The following is a 14,507-nucleotide window of genomic DNA, read 5'->3' on the forward strand; positions in this document are numbered from 1 at the left end:
GCCGCGTAACCGTCACATTAGCTTGACGGCGCTGTCGTCTGCGCCCGCTCTAAGCGACTTCGAACCTAACGGAGTCGTCTTATGCGCCTGCAGCGCCGTCAACTGATCTCGACCGGGGCTGCGGCCTTCGCCTTCGCCGGCTTCGCGCGCAACGTCCACGCCCAATCAGCGGGCGAAGAGACCTACCTCAATCAGGTCGAGGGCTATGGCCCGCTGAAAGCCGATCCCAACGGCCTGCTCGATCTGCCCGAGGGCTTCTCCTATCAGGTCATCTCGCAAAGCGGCGAGACGATGGACGACGGCCTGCTGGTCCCCGGCCAGCCCGACGGCATGGGCTGCTTCCCCCTGAGCCCCACCACGGTCGCCCTGGTCCGCAACCACGAGCTGAAGGGGTCCAAGGCGCTTCATCGCAACATGGGGCCCGGCGGCTTCCACCACGAGCGCCTCGGCCTGCTGGACGCTTCCAGGGCCTATGACACCTACAAGGACGGTCGCCCCCTGCCCGGCGGCACCACGACCCTGATCTACGATCTCGAAACCCGTCGCACGGTGCGTCAGCACCTGTCGCTGGCCGGCACCTCGACCAACTGCTGCGGCGGCCATACGCCATGGGGCAGCTGGCTGACCTGCGAAGAAACGGTCGAGACCCCCGCCGACGCCGACGTGGCCAAGACCCACGGCTGGGTCTTCGAGGTTCCCGCTGATGCGACCGGTCTGGTCGATCCCGTGCCGCTCAAGGCCATGGGTCGCTTCGATCACGAGGCCGTCTGCATCGACCCCCGCACCGGCATCGCCTACCTGACCGAGGATCAGGGGGACGGCCTGTTCTATCGCTTCATCCCGACCGTTCCGGGTCAGCTGGCGCGCGGCGGGCGACTTCAGGCCATGGCCTTCAAAGGTCGCCCCGGCGCCGACAGCTCCAACCACGACGCCCGCGTCTGGTCCGTCAACGACTGGCGCGAGGTCGAGTGGATCGACATGGACGACGTCGAGGACCCCGCCGGCGACCTGCGCAAGCGCGGCCATGCGGCGGGCGCCGCAAAGGTGGCGCGTGGCGAAGGGATCTTCTGGGGCGAGAACGAGCTCTATCTGACCGCCACCTCCGGCGGTCCGCTGCGCCGCGGCCAGATCATGCGCTACATTCCCTCGCCCGCTGAAGGCGGCGCTGACGAAGCCCGCACCCCCGGCCGCATCCAGCTGTTCGTGGAAAGCACGGACCTGCGCACCATGAACATGGGCGACAACCTGTGCATCGCCCCGTGGGGCCACCTGATCGTGTGCGAGGACAACTATTCCGACGAGGTGCGCAACCACATCAAGGGCGTGACCCCCGACGGCCGCCTCTACACCATCGCCCGCAATGTCTTCACCGGGAACTCCGAGTTCGCCGGGGCCGTGTTCTCGCCGGACGGCAGCGTCCTGTTCGTGAACATCATGTACCCCGGCCTGACGATCGCGATCAGAGGCCCGTGGAACGCGGTCCGCTCATGAACAGACGCGGGCGCGAGCGGCGGACCAGCCACAGGTTGACCGTCGCCGCGCCCAGCACCAGGGCCGCCACCGCCTGGTGCAGCGCGCCCAGCGTGATCGGCACGGCGTGCATCAGGGTGACGACGCCCAGCCCCGCCTGCAACCACAGGGCCCCCGCCAGCACGAAGGCCGACAGACCCAGGCCCTCGGCCAGCCGCCAGCGCCAGGCGTGGATGGCATAGGCCGTGCCTGCCGCCAGCAGGATATAGGCCCCAAGGCGGTGATTGAACTGCACCAGACCGTGATCGTGCAGGAAGGCGAGACCGCCCATGCCCCACTCCACCGGGGGGAAGACCGCGCCGTTCATCATCGGCCAGTCGGTGAAGACGAAACCGGCCTTGGCCCCGGCCACCAGACCGCCGAGCAGGCACTGAACGAAGACGGCGGCCAGCAGCAGTCCCGCGCCCCAGGTCCAGCCGCGCGGCGAACGCGAATGGTCGGATCCGCTCCAGGCTTCCAGTCCCGTCCAGATCAGGCCCGCGAAGATCAGGAAGGCCAGACCCAGGTGGGTCGCCAGCCGTTCAGGGGCCACATCGACCCGTTCCGACAGGCCGCTGGACACCATCCACCAGCCGATCAGGCCCTGCAGTCCGCCCAGGCCCAGCAGGACCAGGCAGCGCCCGATCAGCCGCTTCGGCATCCGCCGCAGCAACAGGAAGATCAGGAAGGGAACCGCGAAGACCACGCCGATCAGACGGCCGACCAGACGGTGCAGCCATTCCCACCAGAAGATGCCCTGGAACTCGCCCAGGCTCATCCCGGCGTTGACCTGGGCGTACTGCGGGATCGCCTTGTACTTGTCGAAGGCCTCGGCCCATTGGGCGTCGTTCAGCGGCGGTATGGCGCCCATGATGGGCTTCCACTCGGTGATCGACAGGCCCGAGCCCGTCAGGCGCGTGACGCCCCCGATAACCACCATGGCGAAAACCATGGCCGCGCTGAAGAACAGCCACAGCGCCACCGCGCGGCTGCGATCCTGATTTACAAAACGGTTCATTCGACGCCTGCCGTTCGCCCCGATACACTGTCGCCAAACCCACCGGGCGACCGGGGCGGTATGCCCCTCAAGCGCGGCAAGATCGAGTCGCTTTCGACGCCAAGGCGTCGCACCAACCTGAAGGAGCGCCCGTGGCGCCATATGCGGATATCGCCATCGCCGTCGTCGGCGCTTTGGTTCTGGCCTGGATCGCCGACCTGCTGACTGGTCGTCGCGGCCTGGGCGGGACCATTCTGGTCGCCGCCGTCGGCGCGGGCAGCGGCGCCTTCCTGGCCATGCGCGTCTTTGCCTTGGCGACGCTGGGCGACTGGATCTGGGTCGTCTGGTCGATGGTCGCCGCCGTGATCTGCCTGGTCGCCTTCTTCCTGTTCCGGAGCAAGCGTTGATGCCGCCGCGCGCCCGTCGATTCGTGGCCACGATCGGCGTCGTCCTGTTCCTGGCCTTCTGGGTCTGGGGTGCGGTGACGATCAACGACCTGCTGCCCGACATCTGGTGGCTGGACCTGATCTTCTTCACGGTCGCTGGCATCGGCTGGGGCGTGCCCCTGATCCCGATGCTGCGCTGGGCCGAGCGTGAACCGGGCGCAAAATAGGCTCGGAATTGCAAAAGGGGCCGCTCGAGAGCGACCCCTTTAACCAACCGATTTCCCTAAGGAAATGGTCGGAGCGACAGGATTCGAACCTGCGACCCCTTGACCCCCAGTCAAGTGCGCTACCAGGCTGCGCCACGCTCCGAAGGCGCTCCGTATAGACGGCGATTCCGCAGTCCGCAAACGCTAAAACGCTCTTTGAACAACAAGTTCGCCTCAGCGGCGCAGAACCGCCTCCAGACGTGCCTTCGCCGACTCCAGGTCTGCCAGAACCGCACCCAGGCGAGCGGCCTCGAACGGCGCGGCTGCGGCGGAAGCGACGGGTTCACGCTCCACGTCGGCGTCGATCTCCAGCACCGTCGCCGGATCGCCGTAGGCCGACAGGCGCGCCAGACCCTGCTCCTTGTGCAGACGCTGGACGCCGCGAATGGTCAGCCCCTCGTCATGCAGCAGCCGACGCACGCCCTTCAGGACCGTGACGTCCTCGGGGCGATAGAAGCGCCGTCCGCCCGCGCGTTTGACCGGGGCGATGAAGTCGAACTTCGTCTCCCAGAAACGCAGGACGTGCTGGGGCGCGCCGACTTCGTCAGCGGCCTCGGAAATGGTGCGAAAGGCGTTCGGGCTTTTGGCCACAGTCGCTTAGTCCTCGACGACCGCGTCGTGGACCCGGCTCTTCATGATCTGAGAGGCGCGGAAGCTGATAACCCGACGCGGGTTGATCGCAGCCGGTTCGCCGGTCTTGGGGTTGCGGCCCATTCGGGCGCGCTTCTCGCGCACCTGAAAGACGCCGAATCCTGACAGCTTCACCGTCTCGCCGCGTTCCAGCGATTCGACCACCAGTTCGAGCGTGCGCTCGACCAGACCGGAGCATTCCTGGCGGGAAAGCCCCACCTCGTCATGCACCGCCTCGCACAAATCCGCCCGGGTCAGGGTGTCTTGTCCCGTCACTGCGTCTCTCCGCTGTCAATCCGCACGCATAGAAGGGCAAAGTCGCCCCGAATCAAAGCCCTGAATGCAATTCTAGAGACGGAAGGCGCAGGCCCCCCAGGTCAGGCCGCCGCCCATGGCCTCGATCACCACCAGATCGCCACGCTTGATGCGCCCGTCCTTGATGGCCGCATCCATGGCCAGCGGGATGGAGGCCGCCGAGGTGTTGGCATGCAAGGCCACGGTGGAAACGACCTTGTTCTCATCCAGACCCAGGCGCTCGCCGACGCCGCGAATGATGCGCTGGTTGGCCTGGTGCGGCACGAACCAGTCGATCTCTGGAATTGCGACACCCGCCGCCTCGGTCGCGCCGACGATGGCTTCGGCGATATTGACGACGGCATGACGGAAGACCTGATTGCCCAGCATCTTCAGATGGCCGACGGTGCCGGTCGTGGCCGGACCGCCGTCGACGTAGAGCATGTCCGACTTGGAGCCGTCGCAGCGCAGGGCAAAGCCCAGCACGCCCTGATCCGCCTTGGTCCCCTGCCCTTCGCGCGGTTCCAGCACGAAGGCGCCGGCGCCGTCGCCGAACAGGACGCAGGTGGTCCGATCGGACCAGTCCATCAGCTTGGTCATTTCCTCGGCGCCGATGACCAGGGCGCACTTGGCCATACCGCGCGCGACGAATCCGTCAGCGACGCTCATGGCGTAGACAAAGCCCGAGCAGACGGCCTGAACGTCGAAGGCGATGCCGACCGGCGCGCCCAGCTTGGCCTGCACGATGGCGGCGGTGGCGGGGAAGGTCTGATCCGGCGTCGTGGTGGCGACGATGATCAGATCGACGTCAGACGCCGTCTTGCCCGCGTCGGCCAGGGCGCGGCGCGCGGCCTCGACCGCCAGATCGCTGGTCGGCTCGTCGTCGCGGGCCTGATGACGTTGGTGGATGCCGGTGCGCTCGACGATCCAATCATCGGAGGTGTCGACGAACTTGGCCAGGTCGGCGTTGGTGACGACCTTCTCCGGCAGGAAGGAGCCTACGCCGGTCACGGCGCTGCGGATGACGCTCACTGTTGGGTCTCCCCGAGGGTTTCGGAGGTCGACGCGGCTTGTCCCAGGGCGGCGAGCCGTCCCAGGTTGGCCCCGACCTTGGTCATATAGTCGCTGCGCGCCAGATCGACGGCGATGCGGATGGCGTTGCCATAGCCCTGCGGCGTGGCGCCGCCGTGGCTTTTCACGACGATTCCATTCAGCCCCAGAAGAGGCCCGCCGTTGATGGCGTTGGGGTCGATCTTGGCCGCCATGCGCTTCAAGGCCGGCATCGCGATCAAAGCGCCCAGCTTGGCGATCGGACCCGAGGTCAGCGCCTCTTTGAGCAGGCCAGAGATGAAGCGCGCAGTGCCTTCGGCGGTCTTGAGCGCGATGTTGCCGGTGAAGCCGTCGGTGACGATCACGTCCACCGTGCCCTTGGCGATGTCGTCGCCCTCGACGAAGCCGTGATAGTTCAGCGGAATGCCGCCCTCGCGCAGGATGGCGTGGGCCTCGCGCACCTCGTCGTGGCCCTTCATGTCCTCGGAGCCCACGTTCAGCAGGCCGACGCTGGGCTTGGCCACGCCGTGCACCGCCGCCTGGAAGGCCTCTCCCATGATGGCGAACTCGATCAGTTGCTTGGCGTCGCTGCCGATATTGGCGCCGACGTCCAGCACGGCGGTATAGCCGCGCGTCGTCGGCCAACTGGCGACGATGGCGGGACGTTCCAGCCCCGGCGCCGCCATGCGGAGAATCAGCTTGGAGATGGCCATCAGGGCGCCGGTGTTGCCGGCGGAGACGGCAGCGCCAGCCTCGCCCGTCTTCACCGCCTCGACGGCGTTCCACAGGCTGGAGCCCTTGCCGCGGCGCATGGCCTGGGCCGGCTTCTCGTCCATGGCGACGACCTTGTCGGTATGGCGCACGTCGCAGACGGAGTCGGTCAGGCCGCACCGCGCCATCTCGGCGCGAATCAACGCCTCGTCGCCATGCAGCAGGAAACGCACGCCCTCGCCATTATGCCGCGAGAGATAGTCCTTCACGCCGCCGACCACGACCGAGGGACCGTGGTCTCCCCCCATGGCGTCAAGCGAGATCAGTGTTGGGGATGCCAAGTGGAAATGGACTCCGTCGCCGTCTTGTCGCGGCGCTTCATATAGGGATGCAGGACGCAAATGTCGCACCCTTGGGATGCTACCAGCCCGACGTAAGGTCAACCTTCGCCGGAATCGTCCTTGGATTGCAGGGATTTCAGCACTGCGAAGGGCGAGATTTCACCGGGTTCCCTGGGCTGTTCGAACACGGCCCCGGGCTTGCGCGGGAAGGGATCAAGGCTCAGCGCCAACTGTTCAACGACATATTGCCCCAGATCCAGACTGCCGCCTTCGATCTGATCAGGCGAATCGTCGTCCAGTTCCAGATCGATTTCGCCCTCGTCGTCGGCGTCATCGCGCTCGGTCGCCTCGACCATCTGCACCGAGAACTTGCGATCAACGTGCACCGGCAAGGGTTCCAGCGTCAGGCCGCAGGTCTGGACGGCGTCAGCGATCACCCGCCCATCCAGACGCCAGCCCGACACCGTCGGGACCAGGTTGATCTCCGCCTCGAAGGCGTCCAGCGCCTGAAGATCCAGAGCGCGGGCGATGCGCTTCATGGCCTCGGCGTCCGGCGTCAGGCGACGCTGCACGCCCGCCCCGATCTGGTGCAGCCTCAGCGGCTCGCTGTAGGGCAGAAGGGGAAGGTCGTTCATGCGGTGATCTCCGCCCAGGCCGGAGCCTTGGACACGGCTTCGAAAGACTGGGTCGTAAGGTTCTGACGCGACGTCACGGCGTAACGCGCCAAGGCGTTTCCGGTCCCGGCCTCGGCGCTTTCATAAACGTTCTTGGCCAGCGACGCCGCGAGGGCGTCGACATCCTCGGCGCGCAGCGGGCCTTCGTAGGCGCCCATGCGACCGTACAGGGACTCGCCCAGCTTGCGCATCTTCTTGCCGACGGAGACGTCGCCTACCCCCAGTTCGCGCAGCGTATGGTCCAGCGACGAGATGTAGGTGTCGAACAGCTTCTGGGCAGCCACCTCGCCGCGCTCGCCGTCCTGCTTGAGGCGCAGGAACAGAATCAGCACGTGCAGGGTGTAGAGTTCGAATCGGGCGTCGATCCGATCAGCGACGCCCAGCGACGTATAAAAAGCCGGCTGGCGCGCCTGTTCGACCGCCAAGGCGTACAGGGCGTCGCCCTGACGCTCGTCTGGCCGTTGTCGGAAGAGATTTCTAAGCATGAGCAACAGCCCCTTTTTCGCCGCGCCGTTGCACTAGGACGCAGCGCCGGTTAGGTCAAAGACCTTGTTATGCTGAGGCGGACGCTGATGCCCCGAATTACTCCGATCTTCGCCGCCGTCGCGCTGGCCGCAGCCGCGGGCGCCTGCGCGCCCGTCGTCGCCACCCAGGGCTTCCAGGCGATCGACGCCAAGCCCCAGGATGTCGTGGCCGGCACCGACACCAAGGAAACGGTCCTGGCGCGCCTCGGCTCGCCCTCGACCACCTCGACCTTCGAGCCCGACACCGTCTGGTACTACATGACCCAGATGACCGAGCGTTACACCTACAACAAGCCGCAGGTGTCACAGCGCACGGTGACCGAGATCACCTTCAACAAGGCCGACGACAAGGTCGCCTCCGTCCGCACGCTCAGCCTTGAAGACGGTCGCCAGATCGCCATGGAGCGCCGCGAGACGCCGACACGCGGTCGTCAGCTGACGATCCTGGAACAGCTGCTGGGCAACGTCGGCCGCGGCCAGCTGCCGCGCACCGAGGACAATGTCCCCGGCCAGCGCCGCCCGGACTGAACTTTCCGGCCGAAAGAAATCGGGCCCCGAGGAGCGATCCCCGGGGCCTTTTTCATCAGACGATCTTCCCGCTCGCCAGCACCGCCAGCAGCAGCAGGGCCACGATATTGGTGATCTTGATCATCGGGTTCACGGCCGGACCGGAGGTGTCCTTATAGGGGTCACCCACGGTGTCGCCGGTAACGGCGGCCTTGTGCGCTTCCGAGCCTTTGCCGTGGACCACGCCGTTCTTGTCGGTGAAGCCTTCCTCGATCAGCTTCTTGGCGTTGTCCCAGGCGCCGCCGCCTGAGGTCATCGAGATGGCCACGAACAGGCCGGTCACGATCACCCCCATCAGCATGGCCCCCAGGGCGGCGAAGGCGTTGGCCTTGTCCGGCTGGATGAACAGCACCACGACGAACAGGATGATCGGCGACAACACCGGCAGCAAGCTCGGCACGATCATCTCGCGGATGGCCGCGCTGGTCAGGATGTCCACCGCCCGGCCGTATTCCGGCTTGGTCTGGAAGGTCATGATGCCCGGGTTTTCCCGGAACTGACGACGCACCTCGGCCACGACCGCCTCAGCGGCGCGGCCCACCGCCGTCATCGACATGCCGCCGAACAGGAAGGGCAGCAGCCCGCCGAACAGCAGACCCACGACGACGTAGGGGTTGGACAGGTCAAAAGCGACCGCCCCCATGCCGTGGAAGAAGCTGCCCGGCGCTGCTTCGGCCGAGAAGTGCTTCAGGTCCTCCACATAGGCGGCGAACAGCACCAGAGCGCCCAGACCCGCCGAACCGATGGCGTAACCCTTGGTCACGGCCTTGGTGGTGTTGCCCACGGCGTCCAGGGCGTCGGTCGAGACACGAACCTCCGACGGCAGGCCCGCCATCTCGGCGATGCCGCCCGCGTTGTCGGTGACCGGACCAAAGGCGTCCAGGGCCACGATCATCCCCGCCACGCCCAGCATGGTCGTGGTGGCGATGGCGATGCCGAACAGACCCGCCAGCTGGAAGGCCGCGACGATGCCGACGATGATGGTCAGGGCCGGCAGGGCGGTGGACTCCAGCGAGACGGCCAGGCCCTGGATGACGTTGGTGCCGTGGCCCGAGACCGAGGCGTTGGCCACCGACTTGACCGGACGGAAGCCCGTGCCGGTGTAGAACTCGGTGACGACCACGATGGCCGCCGTGACCAGCAAGCCGACGACGCCGGACCAGAACAGGTTCATCGGCTGGATCAGCAGCCCGCCAGACGTCTCGACCGCGCCGGGCACCAGAGAGTTGATGACCCACCAGACGGCGATGACCGATAGAATGCCGGTCACGATCAGTCCCTGATACAGGGCCCCCATGATGTTGCCGCTCTTGCCCAGGCGGACGAAGAAGGAGCCGATGATCGAGGTCACGATGCAGATGCCGCAGATCGCCAACGGCAGCATCATCATCACTTCGACATAGGGCTGGTTGCGGAAGAAGATGGCCGCCAGGACCATGGTCGCCACGGTCGTGACGGCATAGGTCTCGAACAGGTCGGCGGCCATGCCGGCGCAGTCGCCGACGTTGTCGCCCACATTGTCGGCGATGGTGGCGGCGTTGCGGGGATCATCCTCGGGGATTCCGGCCTCGACCTTGCCCACCATGTCGCCGCCCACGTCGGCGCCCTTGGTGAAGATGCCGCCGCCCAGTCGCGCGAAAATGGAGATCAGCGAGGCGCCGAAGCCCAGGGCCACCAGGCCGTCGACGACCGCGCGGCTGGTGCTGTCAAAGCCCATGCCGTGGGTCATGAAGGCGTAGTAGCCCGACACGCCCAGAAGGGCGCCTCCCGCCACGAACATGCCGGTGATGGCGCCCGAACGGAAAGCCAGATCCAGCCCCTTCGACAGGCTCTCGGACGCCGCCTGCGCCGTACGCACATTGGCCCGCACGGAGATCAGCATCCCGGCGAACCCGGCCGCGCCCGACAGCACCGCCCCGATCAGGAACCCGAGCGCAGCCCAGGGCCCGATAAGCAAAAAGGCCGCGACCAAGATCACGACCCCCACCATACCAATCGTTGTGTACTGACGCTTCAGATAGGCCGACGCCCCCTCCTGGATCGCCGCGGCGATCTCTCGCATCCTGTCGTTACCGGTGCCGGCCTTCATCAGGACGGCGGTCTGGACGGCGCCGTAGAGCACCCCCAGCGCGCCGGCCGCGATGGCCAGCCAAACATAGTTCATCATGGCGTTTCCAAGCCCTTGTGCAACGAGCACACGGATCCTTGGCGCGGGCGGGCTTTGCGCCTCTCACCGCCTTCCGGTCCCCCCGTGCGCCTACGGACGCAACCTCACGTCCCCCGGGAATTGCGGCTCAACTGTGTCAAATGCAGCGCTGTGAAGCAACAGCGGTTTCCGAGGCAGCTTCAGACGCCCTGCATGCCCGTGCGGCGGCGAGGCGTCTGGCTGACGACCTCGACGCGGGTCACGGCGCCGCGCCCGATCAGGGTCGAGGCGGAGCGGATCAGGCTGGCGCTCAGGGCCGCCGTGTCCAGCGCCACCCAGGTGTTGGGCAGGACAAAGGGCGTGCGGTGCCCGGCGCGGACCAGGGCGTCGCGCAGATAGGCCTCCTTGGCGCGCACCGCCTCGACCGTATGGCCCGCGCCCAGATGCAGCTTCAGCACGATGAAGACGTAGTTGCGCACCCGCCCGTCGGTGATGACCGGCAAGCCCATGCCCGGCAGATTCAGGACAGCGGCGGCGGGTTCGGCCTTCTCGTTGGCCTGCACGGCTCCGGCGACCGCAGAGGCGGTCAGAAGGGCTCCAGCCTGAATCAGGGCGCGACGTTGCATGAAGCTACCTTGCCCTGCCCCGGTTAGGATTCCGTTGCGGCCCTAGTCGTGCGTCCAACCGGTGCGGGTCGGGACGATCTTCTGACCCAGATGGCGCACGGCCACGCCCTTGCCCTCGACCACGCGGCCCATGCGGGTCAGGCGCAGGTGGCGGCGCTCGGCTTCGCGTCGCAGGGCGTTCTCGGCGCCGGCGGGGACGGTCAGGATGATCTCATAGTCGTCGCCGCCGGTGGCCAGCAGTTCCAGCGCGGCCTGCGGATCGACACGGCTGTCCAGCCAGGCCTGAGCCGCCGCCGACAGGGGCAGGACTTCGAGATCCAGCTCAATGCCGACCTCGCTGACCTCGGCGATGTGGCCGGCGTCAGCCAGCAGGCCGTCAGAGACGTCGGCGCAGGCGGTGGCGAGGCCGCGCACGACCGGGGCGAACTCCAGACGCGGCATGGGGGTGCGGTAGGCGGCCTCCAGCGCGTCCATGCGCTCGGGCTCCAGCGACAGGGCGCCTTGCGCCGCCTGCAGCCCCAGCCAACCGTCGCCGATCGTGCCGGTGACGAAGACCAGATCGCCCGGTCGCGCCCCGCCCCGGCTGACGGTCGAGGACGACGGCGCCCAGCCCATCATGGTGGCCGAGAAGCTGGCCGGTCCCGGCGTCTTGACCGTGTCGCCGCCCAACAGGGCGATGTCGAAGATGGCCTGATCGCGCCGCAGCCCGGCGACGAAGGCCTCGCGCTCGGGCCAGCCGCAGCGCTCGGACCAGTGGCAGGCCAGCAAATAGCCGAAGGGCTCGGCCCCCTTGGCCGCCAAATCAGACAGGTTCACGCGCAGCAGCTTCTGCGCCACCGTGTCCAGAGGGTCGTCGGGCAGGAAGTGGACGCCCTCGACAATGGCGTCCTTGGTCAGGATCAGATCATGCCCCGGACGCGAGGGCAGCACGGCGACGTCGTCGGCCAGCCCCCTCGCCCATTCCGGGTGCGCCAGCGGCTTCAGTAACCGCTGGATGGTCTCGAATTCGCCAGCGACGTCAATCGCGGGCATCGCGCGCCACGCCGTCGAGCGCCGCGTTCACGAACTTGGCTTCGGCGTCGTCGAAGAAGGCCTTGGCCAGCTCGACATATTCGTCGATGACGATTTCACGCGGCACGTCGAGCTTGGACTTCAGCTCCCAGGCGCCGCAGCGCAGCAGGGCGCGAAGCGTGGCGTCCAGCCGCTCCAGACGCCAGTTGGAGGCCAGACGGGCCTTGACCGCCTCGTCGATGCCGCGCTGGTCCTCGACCACGCCGTGGACGATGTCCGAGAACCAGTCCTCGTCGGCCTCGGCCAGGGGGGCGCCGTCGATGTCGGCGTCGAAGCGATGATTGCGGAATTCCTTGACGACGACTTCGACGCCCTCGCCCGCCAGCTCCATCTGGTAGAGGGCCTGAACGGCGGCCAGACGAGCGACCGTGCGGGCGCGGCGCTGACGCGACGTCAGTTGCGGCTCGGCGCGGGCCTTATCGGCCTCGGCCAGCTGGGCCATGACTTCGGCGACGGTCGCCGGGGTGGTGTTGGTCGGCTCGGTCACGAGGCCAGTCCTCCGCGCAGGCGCTTGCGCAGCGCAATCAGGTCCAGACAGGCGCGAGCGGCGCCGCCGCCCTTGTCGCCTTCGCTCATCCGGGCGCGCGCCCAGGTCTGGTCTTCGTCCTCGGTCGTCAGGATGCCGTTGCCGATGGCCAGGCCCTTGAGGCCCAGATGCATGATGCCGGCGGCCGACTGATCCGAGACGATCTCGAAGTGGTAGGTCTCGCCACGGATCACGCAGCCCAGGGCCACGTAACCATCGTAGCGGGGTGCGGTCGGGAAGCGGCCGGCCTCTTCGGCCATGGCGATGGCGGTCGGAACTTCCAGGGCGCCGGGCACGGTGACGACGTCGAACTGAACGCCTTGCGCGCGCAGGGCGTCCTTGGCCCCTTCCAGAAGGGCGTCAGCCAGATCGTCGTAGTAACGCGCCTCGACGATCAGGACGCGGGTGGGGTCGTTCAGGATTGGTCTTCTCCGTCCATATCGCGCCAGCCCACGATGCGCAGGCCGTAGCCTTCAAGCGCTGTCGGATTGGGTCGCGTCGAGCTCATCACGATCATGTCTTTGACGCCGAGGTCGAGCAGAATCTGGGCGCCGACGCCATAGGCTTTCAGCGAACGATCCACCGCGGTCGGCTTGTCCGCCCCACCGAGACGCTCGGCCAGGCCGTGCAGGCCCGGGTCTCGCAGGAAGACGACGACGCCCGGACCGTCATTGGCGGCCAGGGCTTGCATCGCCTTGGGAATATAGTTCTGACGCGCCTCGACATGGCCCAGCAGGTCGGCGGCGAAGTCGATCTGGTGCATCCGCACAACGGTCGGCTTGGTCGGGTCAATGTCGCCGCGCACCAGGGCGATGTGTTCGGCGCCCTCGATGGTGTTGCGGTACAGGATCAGTTTGAATGGCCCACCGTGGACGCTCTCGAACGGAGTCTCCAGCACGCGCTCGACGAAGCGCTCGGTGCGGCGGCGGTAGGCGATCAGGTCGGCGATGGTGCCGATCTTCAAGCCGTGCAGTTGGGCGAAGGCGATCAGATCAGGCATCCGCGCCATCTCGCCGTCGTCCTTGATGATCTCGCAGATCACCCCCGACGGGTTCAGGCCAGCCATGCGGCTGATATCAACAGCGGCTTCAGTGTGGCCCGCACGGACCAGAACGCCGCCGTCACGCGCGACCAGCGGGAAGATATGGCCGGGCGAGACGATATCGTCCACGCCGCGTGTGGGATCGGTCGCCACCTGGATCGTGTGCGAACGGTCAGCGGCGGAGATGCCCGTGGTCACGCCCTCCCTGGCCTCGATCGAGACGGTGAAGGCGGTCTTCATGCTTTCGCGATTGTCGGCGGCCATCGGCGGCAGCCGCAACTGCCGAGCCCGATCACCGGTCACGGCCAGACAGACCAGGCCGCGCGCATAACGGATCATGAAGTTGATCTGATCCGGCGTGGCGAACTGGGCCGGAATGACGATGTCGCCCTCATTCTCGCGATCCTCGGCGTCCACCAGGATGTAGGGGCGACCGTTGCGGGCGTCCTCGAGAATGTCCTCGATCGAGCTGATCGGGCTGTCGGTATTGTGGACGGCCAGTTTCATCATGCGGTCTCCTGCCAGCGCGCGAGGTAGCGCGCCAGCATGTCGATCTCCAGGTTGACCTTGTCGCCGACCTTGAGGCCGCCGAGCGTGGTCGCATCCCACGTATGCGGAATGATGTTCAAGTCGAAGCGGCGCTCTTGCACCCCATTCACGGTCAGGGAAACCCCATCGACGGTGATTGAGCCCTTCGGCGCGATAAATCGGTGCAGAGGCGCCGGCGCCTCGACCACGATCCGGTGCGACCCGCCCTCGGGCGTGATGGAGATCACCTCGCCCAGACCGTCGACATGACCCGAGACGATATGGCCGCCCAGTTCGTCGCCCAGCCTGGCGGCGCGTTCCAGATTAACGCGCGTGCCCTCGGCCCAGTCGCCCAGCCTGGTCTTGGACAGGGTCTCGCCCGACACCTCGACCGCGAACCAGCCCTCGCCCTTTTCCGTCACAGTCAGGCAGCAGCCCGCGTGGCTGATCGAGGCGCCGAGGTCGATGGTCGCCGTGTCCCACACGGTCTCGATCTCATAGCGACGGTCGCGGTCGGTTTGGCGGACGCTGCGGACGCGGCCGATTTCGGTGACGATGCCGGTGAACATGGAAACTCCGGTCCCTTCGGACCCCAAAAACATAGTCTGAATAGTCTGAA

At 66.9% G+C, this 14,507-nt stretch carries 18 protein-coding genes and 1 tRNA gene; 4 read left to right on the forward strand and 15 right to left on the reverse strand.

Annotated elements, in window-relative coordinates; translation table 11 throughout:
- The first annotated feature begins 81 nt into the window (after window positions 1-81).
- The gene (locus tag ACI2KI_RS03685) at window positions 82-1,491 is read left to right on the forward strand and encodes an alkaline phosphatase PhoX (protein ID WP_404617832.1); all 1,410 of its coding nucleotides are present in this window, start codon (window positions 82-84) and stop codon (window positions 1,489-1,491) included.
- On the opposite strand, the gene ACI2KI_RS03690 is transcribed toward ACI2KI_RS03685, so the two are convergent.
- Window positions 1,460-2,527: a COX15/CtaA family protein gene (locus ACI2KI_RS03690; RefSeq protein WP_404617834.1), complete on the reverse strand. Its 1,068-nt coding sequence runs from the start codon at window positions 2,525-2,527 to the stop codon at window positions 1,460-1,462. The two genes, ACI2KI_RS03685 and ACI2KI_RS03690, sit on opposite strands and share 32 nt — an antisense overlap.
- Window positions 2,528-2,658: 131 nt before the next feature.
- On the opposite strand from ACI2KI_RS03690, the gene ACI2KI_RS03695 reads away from it, so the two are divergent.
- Together ACI2KI_RS03695 and ACI2KI_RS03700 are read left to right on the forward strand one after the other, a co-directional pair.
- Window positions 2,659-2,913 (forward strand): transglycosylase, encoded by a 255-nt coding sequence (locus ACI2KI_RS03695; protein WP_292083020.1) that lies wholly within the window; start codon window positions 2,659-2,661, stop codon window positions 2,911-2,913.
- Window positions 2,913-3,119: a DUF2842 domain-containing protein gene (locus tag ACI2KI_RS03700; RefSeq protein ID WP_292083021.1), complete on the forward strand. Its 207-nt coding sequence runs from the start codon at window positions 2,913-2,915 to the stop codon at window positions 3,117-3,119. The genes ACI2KI_RS03695 and ACI2KI_RS03700 overlap by 1 nt, the downstream gene beginning before the upstream one ends.
- Window positions 3,120-3,184: 65 nt before the next feature.
- Here the strand turns inward: ACI2KI_RS03700 and ACI2KI_RS03705 are convergent.
- The 7 genes from ACI2KI_RS03705 to ACI2KI_RS03735 all read right to left on the reverse strand — a co-directional run bounded on the left by ACI2KI_RS03705 (window position 3,185) and on the right by ACI2KI_RS03735 (window position 7,343).
- Window positions 3,185-3,261, reverse strand: a tRNA-Pro gene (locus ACI2KI_RS03705).
- Between the two features lie 71 nt (window positions 3,262-3,332).
- Window positions 3,333-3,749 carry a MerR family transcriptional regulator gene (locus ACI2KI_RS03710; protein ID WP_312062608.1) on the reverse strand — a complete coding sequence of 139 codons (417 nt, stop codon included), beginning with the start codon at window positions 3,747-3,749 and terminating at the stop codon, window positions 3,333-3,335.
- Window positions 3,750-3,755: 6 nt separating this feature from the next.
- A complete protein-coding gene (locus tag ACI2KI_RS03715; protein WP_207821967.1) occupies window positions 3,756-4,064 on the reverse strand; it encodes an integration host factor subunit alpha in 309 nt (102 codons plus the stop codon).
- A 72-nt stretch (window positions 4,065-4,136) separates the two neighbouring features.
- A complete protein-coding gene (locus ACI2KI_RS03720; protein ID WP_404617836.1) occupies window positions 4,137-5,114 on the reverse strand; it encodes a beta-ketoacyl-ACP synthase III in 978 nt (325 codons plus the stop codon).
- Window positions 5,111-6,184, reverse strand: a complete 1,074-nt coding sequence (gene plsX / locus ACI2KI_RS03725; RefSeq protein ID WP_404617838.1) for a phosphate acyltransferase PlsX — start codon at window positions 6,182-6,184, stop codon at window positions 5,111-5,113. The genes ACI2KI_RS03720 and plsX overlap by 4 nt, the downstream gene beginning before the upstream one ends.
- Before the next feature lie 98 nt (window positions 6,185-6,282).
- A complete protein-coding gene (locus ACI2KI_RS03730) occupies window positions 6,283-6,819 on the reverse strand; it encodes a YceD family protein (RefSeq protein WP_404617840.1) in 537 nt (178 codons plus the stop codon).
- A complete protein-coding gene (locus ACI2KI_RS03735; protein ID WP_312062617.1) occupies window positions 6,816-7,343 on the reverse strand; it encodes a ubiquinol-cytochrome C chaperone family protein in 528 nt (175 codons plus the stop codon). Before ACI2KI_RS03735 ends, ACI2KI_RS03730 begins: the two co-directional genes overlap by 4 nt.
- 87 nt (window positions 7,344-7,430) lie before the next feature.
- On the opposite strand from ACI2KI_RS03735, the gene bamE reads away from it, so the two are divergent.
- On the forward strand, window positions 7,431-7,910 hold the full coding sequence (bamE, locus tag ACI2KI_RS03740; protein WP_292083027.1) for an outer membrane protein assembly factor BamE: 480 nt from the start codon (window positions 7,431-7,433) through the stop codon (window positions 7,908-7,910).
- Between the two features lie 55 nt (window positions 7,911-7,965).
- Here bamE and ACI2KI_RS03745 read toward each other — a convergent pair whose 3' ends face one another.
- From ACI2KI_RS03745 to ACI2KI_RS03775, 7 genes are all read right to left on the reverse strand, one after another.
- Window positions 7,966-10,116, reverse strand: coding sequence for a sodium-translocating pyrophosphatase (locus ACI2KI_RS03745; RefSeq protein WP_312062620.1), 2,151 nt, complete (start codon window positions 10,114-10,116; stop codon window positions 7,966-7,968).
- A gap of 179 nt (window positions 10,117-10,295) precedes the next feature.
- A complete protein-coding gene (locus ACI2KI_RS03750) occupies window positions 10,296-10,721 on the reverse strand; it encodes a hypothetical protein (RefSeq protein WP_404617842.1) in 426 nt (141 codons plus the stop codon).
- Window positions 10,722-10,763: 42 nt separating this feature from the next.
- Window positions 10,764-11,753, reverse strand: a complete 990-nt coding sequence (thiL, locus tag ACI2KI_RS03755; protein ID WP_404617844.1) for a thiamine-phosphate kinase — start codon at window positions 11,751-11,753, stop codon at window positions 10,764-10,766.
- Window positions 11,740-12,234: a transcription antitermination factor NusB gene (nusB, locus tag ACI2KI_RS03760; protein WP_404618920.1), complete on the reverse strand. Its 495-nt coding sequence runs from the start codon at window positions 12,232-12,234 to the stop codon at window positions 11,740-11,742. Before nusB ends, thiL begins: the two co-directional genes overlap by 14 nt.
- A 41-nt stretch (window positions 12,235-12,275) precedes the next feature.
- Window positions 12,276-12,740 carry a 6,7-dimethyl-8-ribityllumazine synthase gene (gene ribH, locus ACI2KI_RS03765; protein ID WP_404618922.1) on the reverse strand — a complete coding sequence of 155 codons (465 nt, stop codon included), beginning with the start codon at window positions 12,738-12,740 and terminating at the stop codon, window positions 12,276-12,278.
- Complete coding sequence (gene ribB / locus ACI2KI_RS03770; protein ID WP_404617846.1) at window positions 12,734-13,870, reverse strand: 3,4-dihydroxy-2-butanone-4-phosphate synthase; 1,137 nt, start codon at window positions 13,868-13,870, stop codon at window positions 12,734-12,736. The genes ribH and ribB overlap by 7 nt, the downstream gene beginning before the upstream one ends.
- Window positions 13,867-14,457: a riboflavin synthase gene (locus ACI2KI_RS03775; RefSeq protein ID WP_404617848.1), complete on the reverse strand. Its 591-nt coding sequence runs from the start codon at window positions 14,455-14,457 to the stop codon at window positions 13,867-13,869. The genes ribB and ACI2KI_RS03775 overlap by 4 nt, the downstream gene beginning before the upstream one ends.
- Window positions 14,458-14,507: the final 50 nt, after the last annotated feature.

This window comes from Brevundimonas sp. NPDC046655, from assembly GCF_044901625.1.
Classification (GTDB): Bacteria; Pseudomonadota; Alphaproteobacteria; order Caulobacterales; family Caulobacteraceae; genus Brevundimonas.

Excerpts from the sequence above, each read along its gene's own strand:
- ACI2KI_RS03700 (WP_292083021.1), top strand. The coding sequence starts at position 2,913 with ATGCCGCCGCGCGCCCGTCGATTCGTGGCCACGATCGGCGTCGTCCTG.
- ACI2KI_RS03775 (WP_404617848.1), bottom strand. The coding sequence starts at position 14,457 with ATGTTCACCGGCATCGTCACCGAAATCGGCCGCGTCCGCAGCGTCCGC.
- ACI2KI_RS03685 (WP_404617832.1), top strand. The coding sequence starts at position 82 with ATGCGCCTGCAGCGCCGTCAACTGATCTCGACCGGGGCTGCGGCCTTC.
- ACI2KI_RS03690 (WP_404617834.1), bottom strand. The coding sequence starts at position 2,527 with ATGAACCGTTTTGTAAATCAGGATCGCAGCCGCGCGGTGGCGCTGTGG.
- ribB (WP_404617846.1), bottom strand. The coding sequence starts at position 13,870 with ATGATGAAACTGGCCGTCCACAATACCGACAGCCCGATCAGCTCGATC.
- ACI2KI_RS03750 (WP_404617842.1), bottom strand. The coding sequence starts at position 10,721 with ATGCAACGTCGCGCCCTGATTCAGGCTGGAGCCCTTCTGACCGCCTCT.
- ACI2KI_RS03735 (WP_312062617.1), bottom strand. The coding sequence starts at position 7,343 with ATGCTTAGAAATCTCTTCCGACAACGGCCAGACGAGCGTCAGGGCGAC.
- thiL (WP_404617844.1), bottom strand. The coding sequence starts at position 11,753 with ATGCCCGCGATTGACGTCGCTGGCGAATTCGAGACCATCCAGCGGTTA.
- ACI2KI_RS03730 (WP_404617840.1), bottom strand. The coding sequence starts at position 6,819 with ATGAACGACCTTCCCCTTCTGCCCTACAGCGAGCCGCTGAGGCTGCAC.
- nusB (WP_404618920.1), bottom strand. The coding sequence starts at position 12,234 with ATGGCCCAGCTGGCCGAGGCCGATAAGGCCCGCGCCGAGCCGCAACTG.
- bamE (WP_292083027.1), top strand. The coding sequence starts at position 7,431 with ATGCCCCGAATTACTCCGATCTTCGCCGCCGTCGCGCTGGCCGCAGCC.
- ACI2KI_RS03745 (WP_312062620.1), bottom strand. The coding sequence starts at position 10,116 with ATGATGAACTATGTTTGGCTGGCCATCGCGGCCGGCGCGCTGGGGGTG.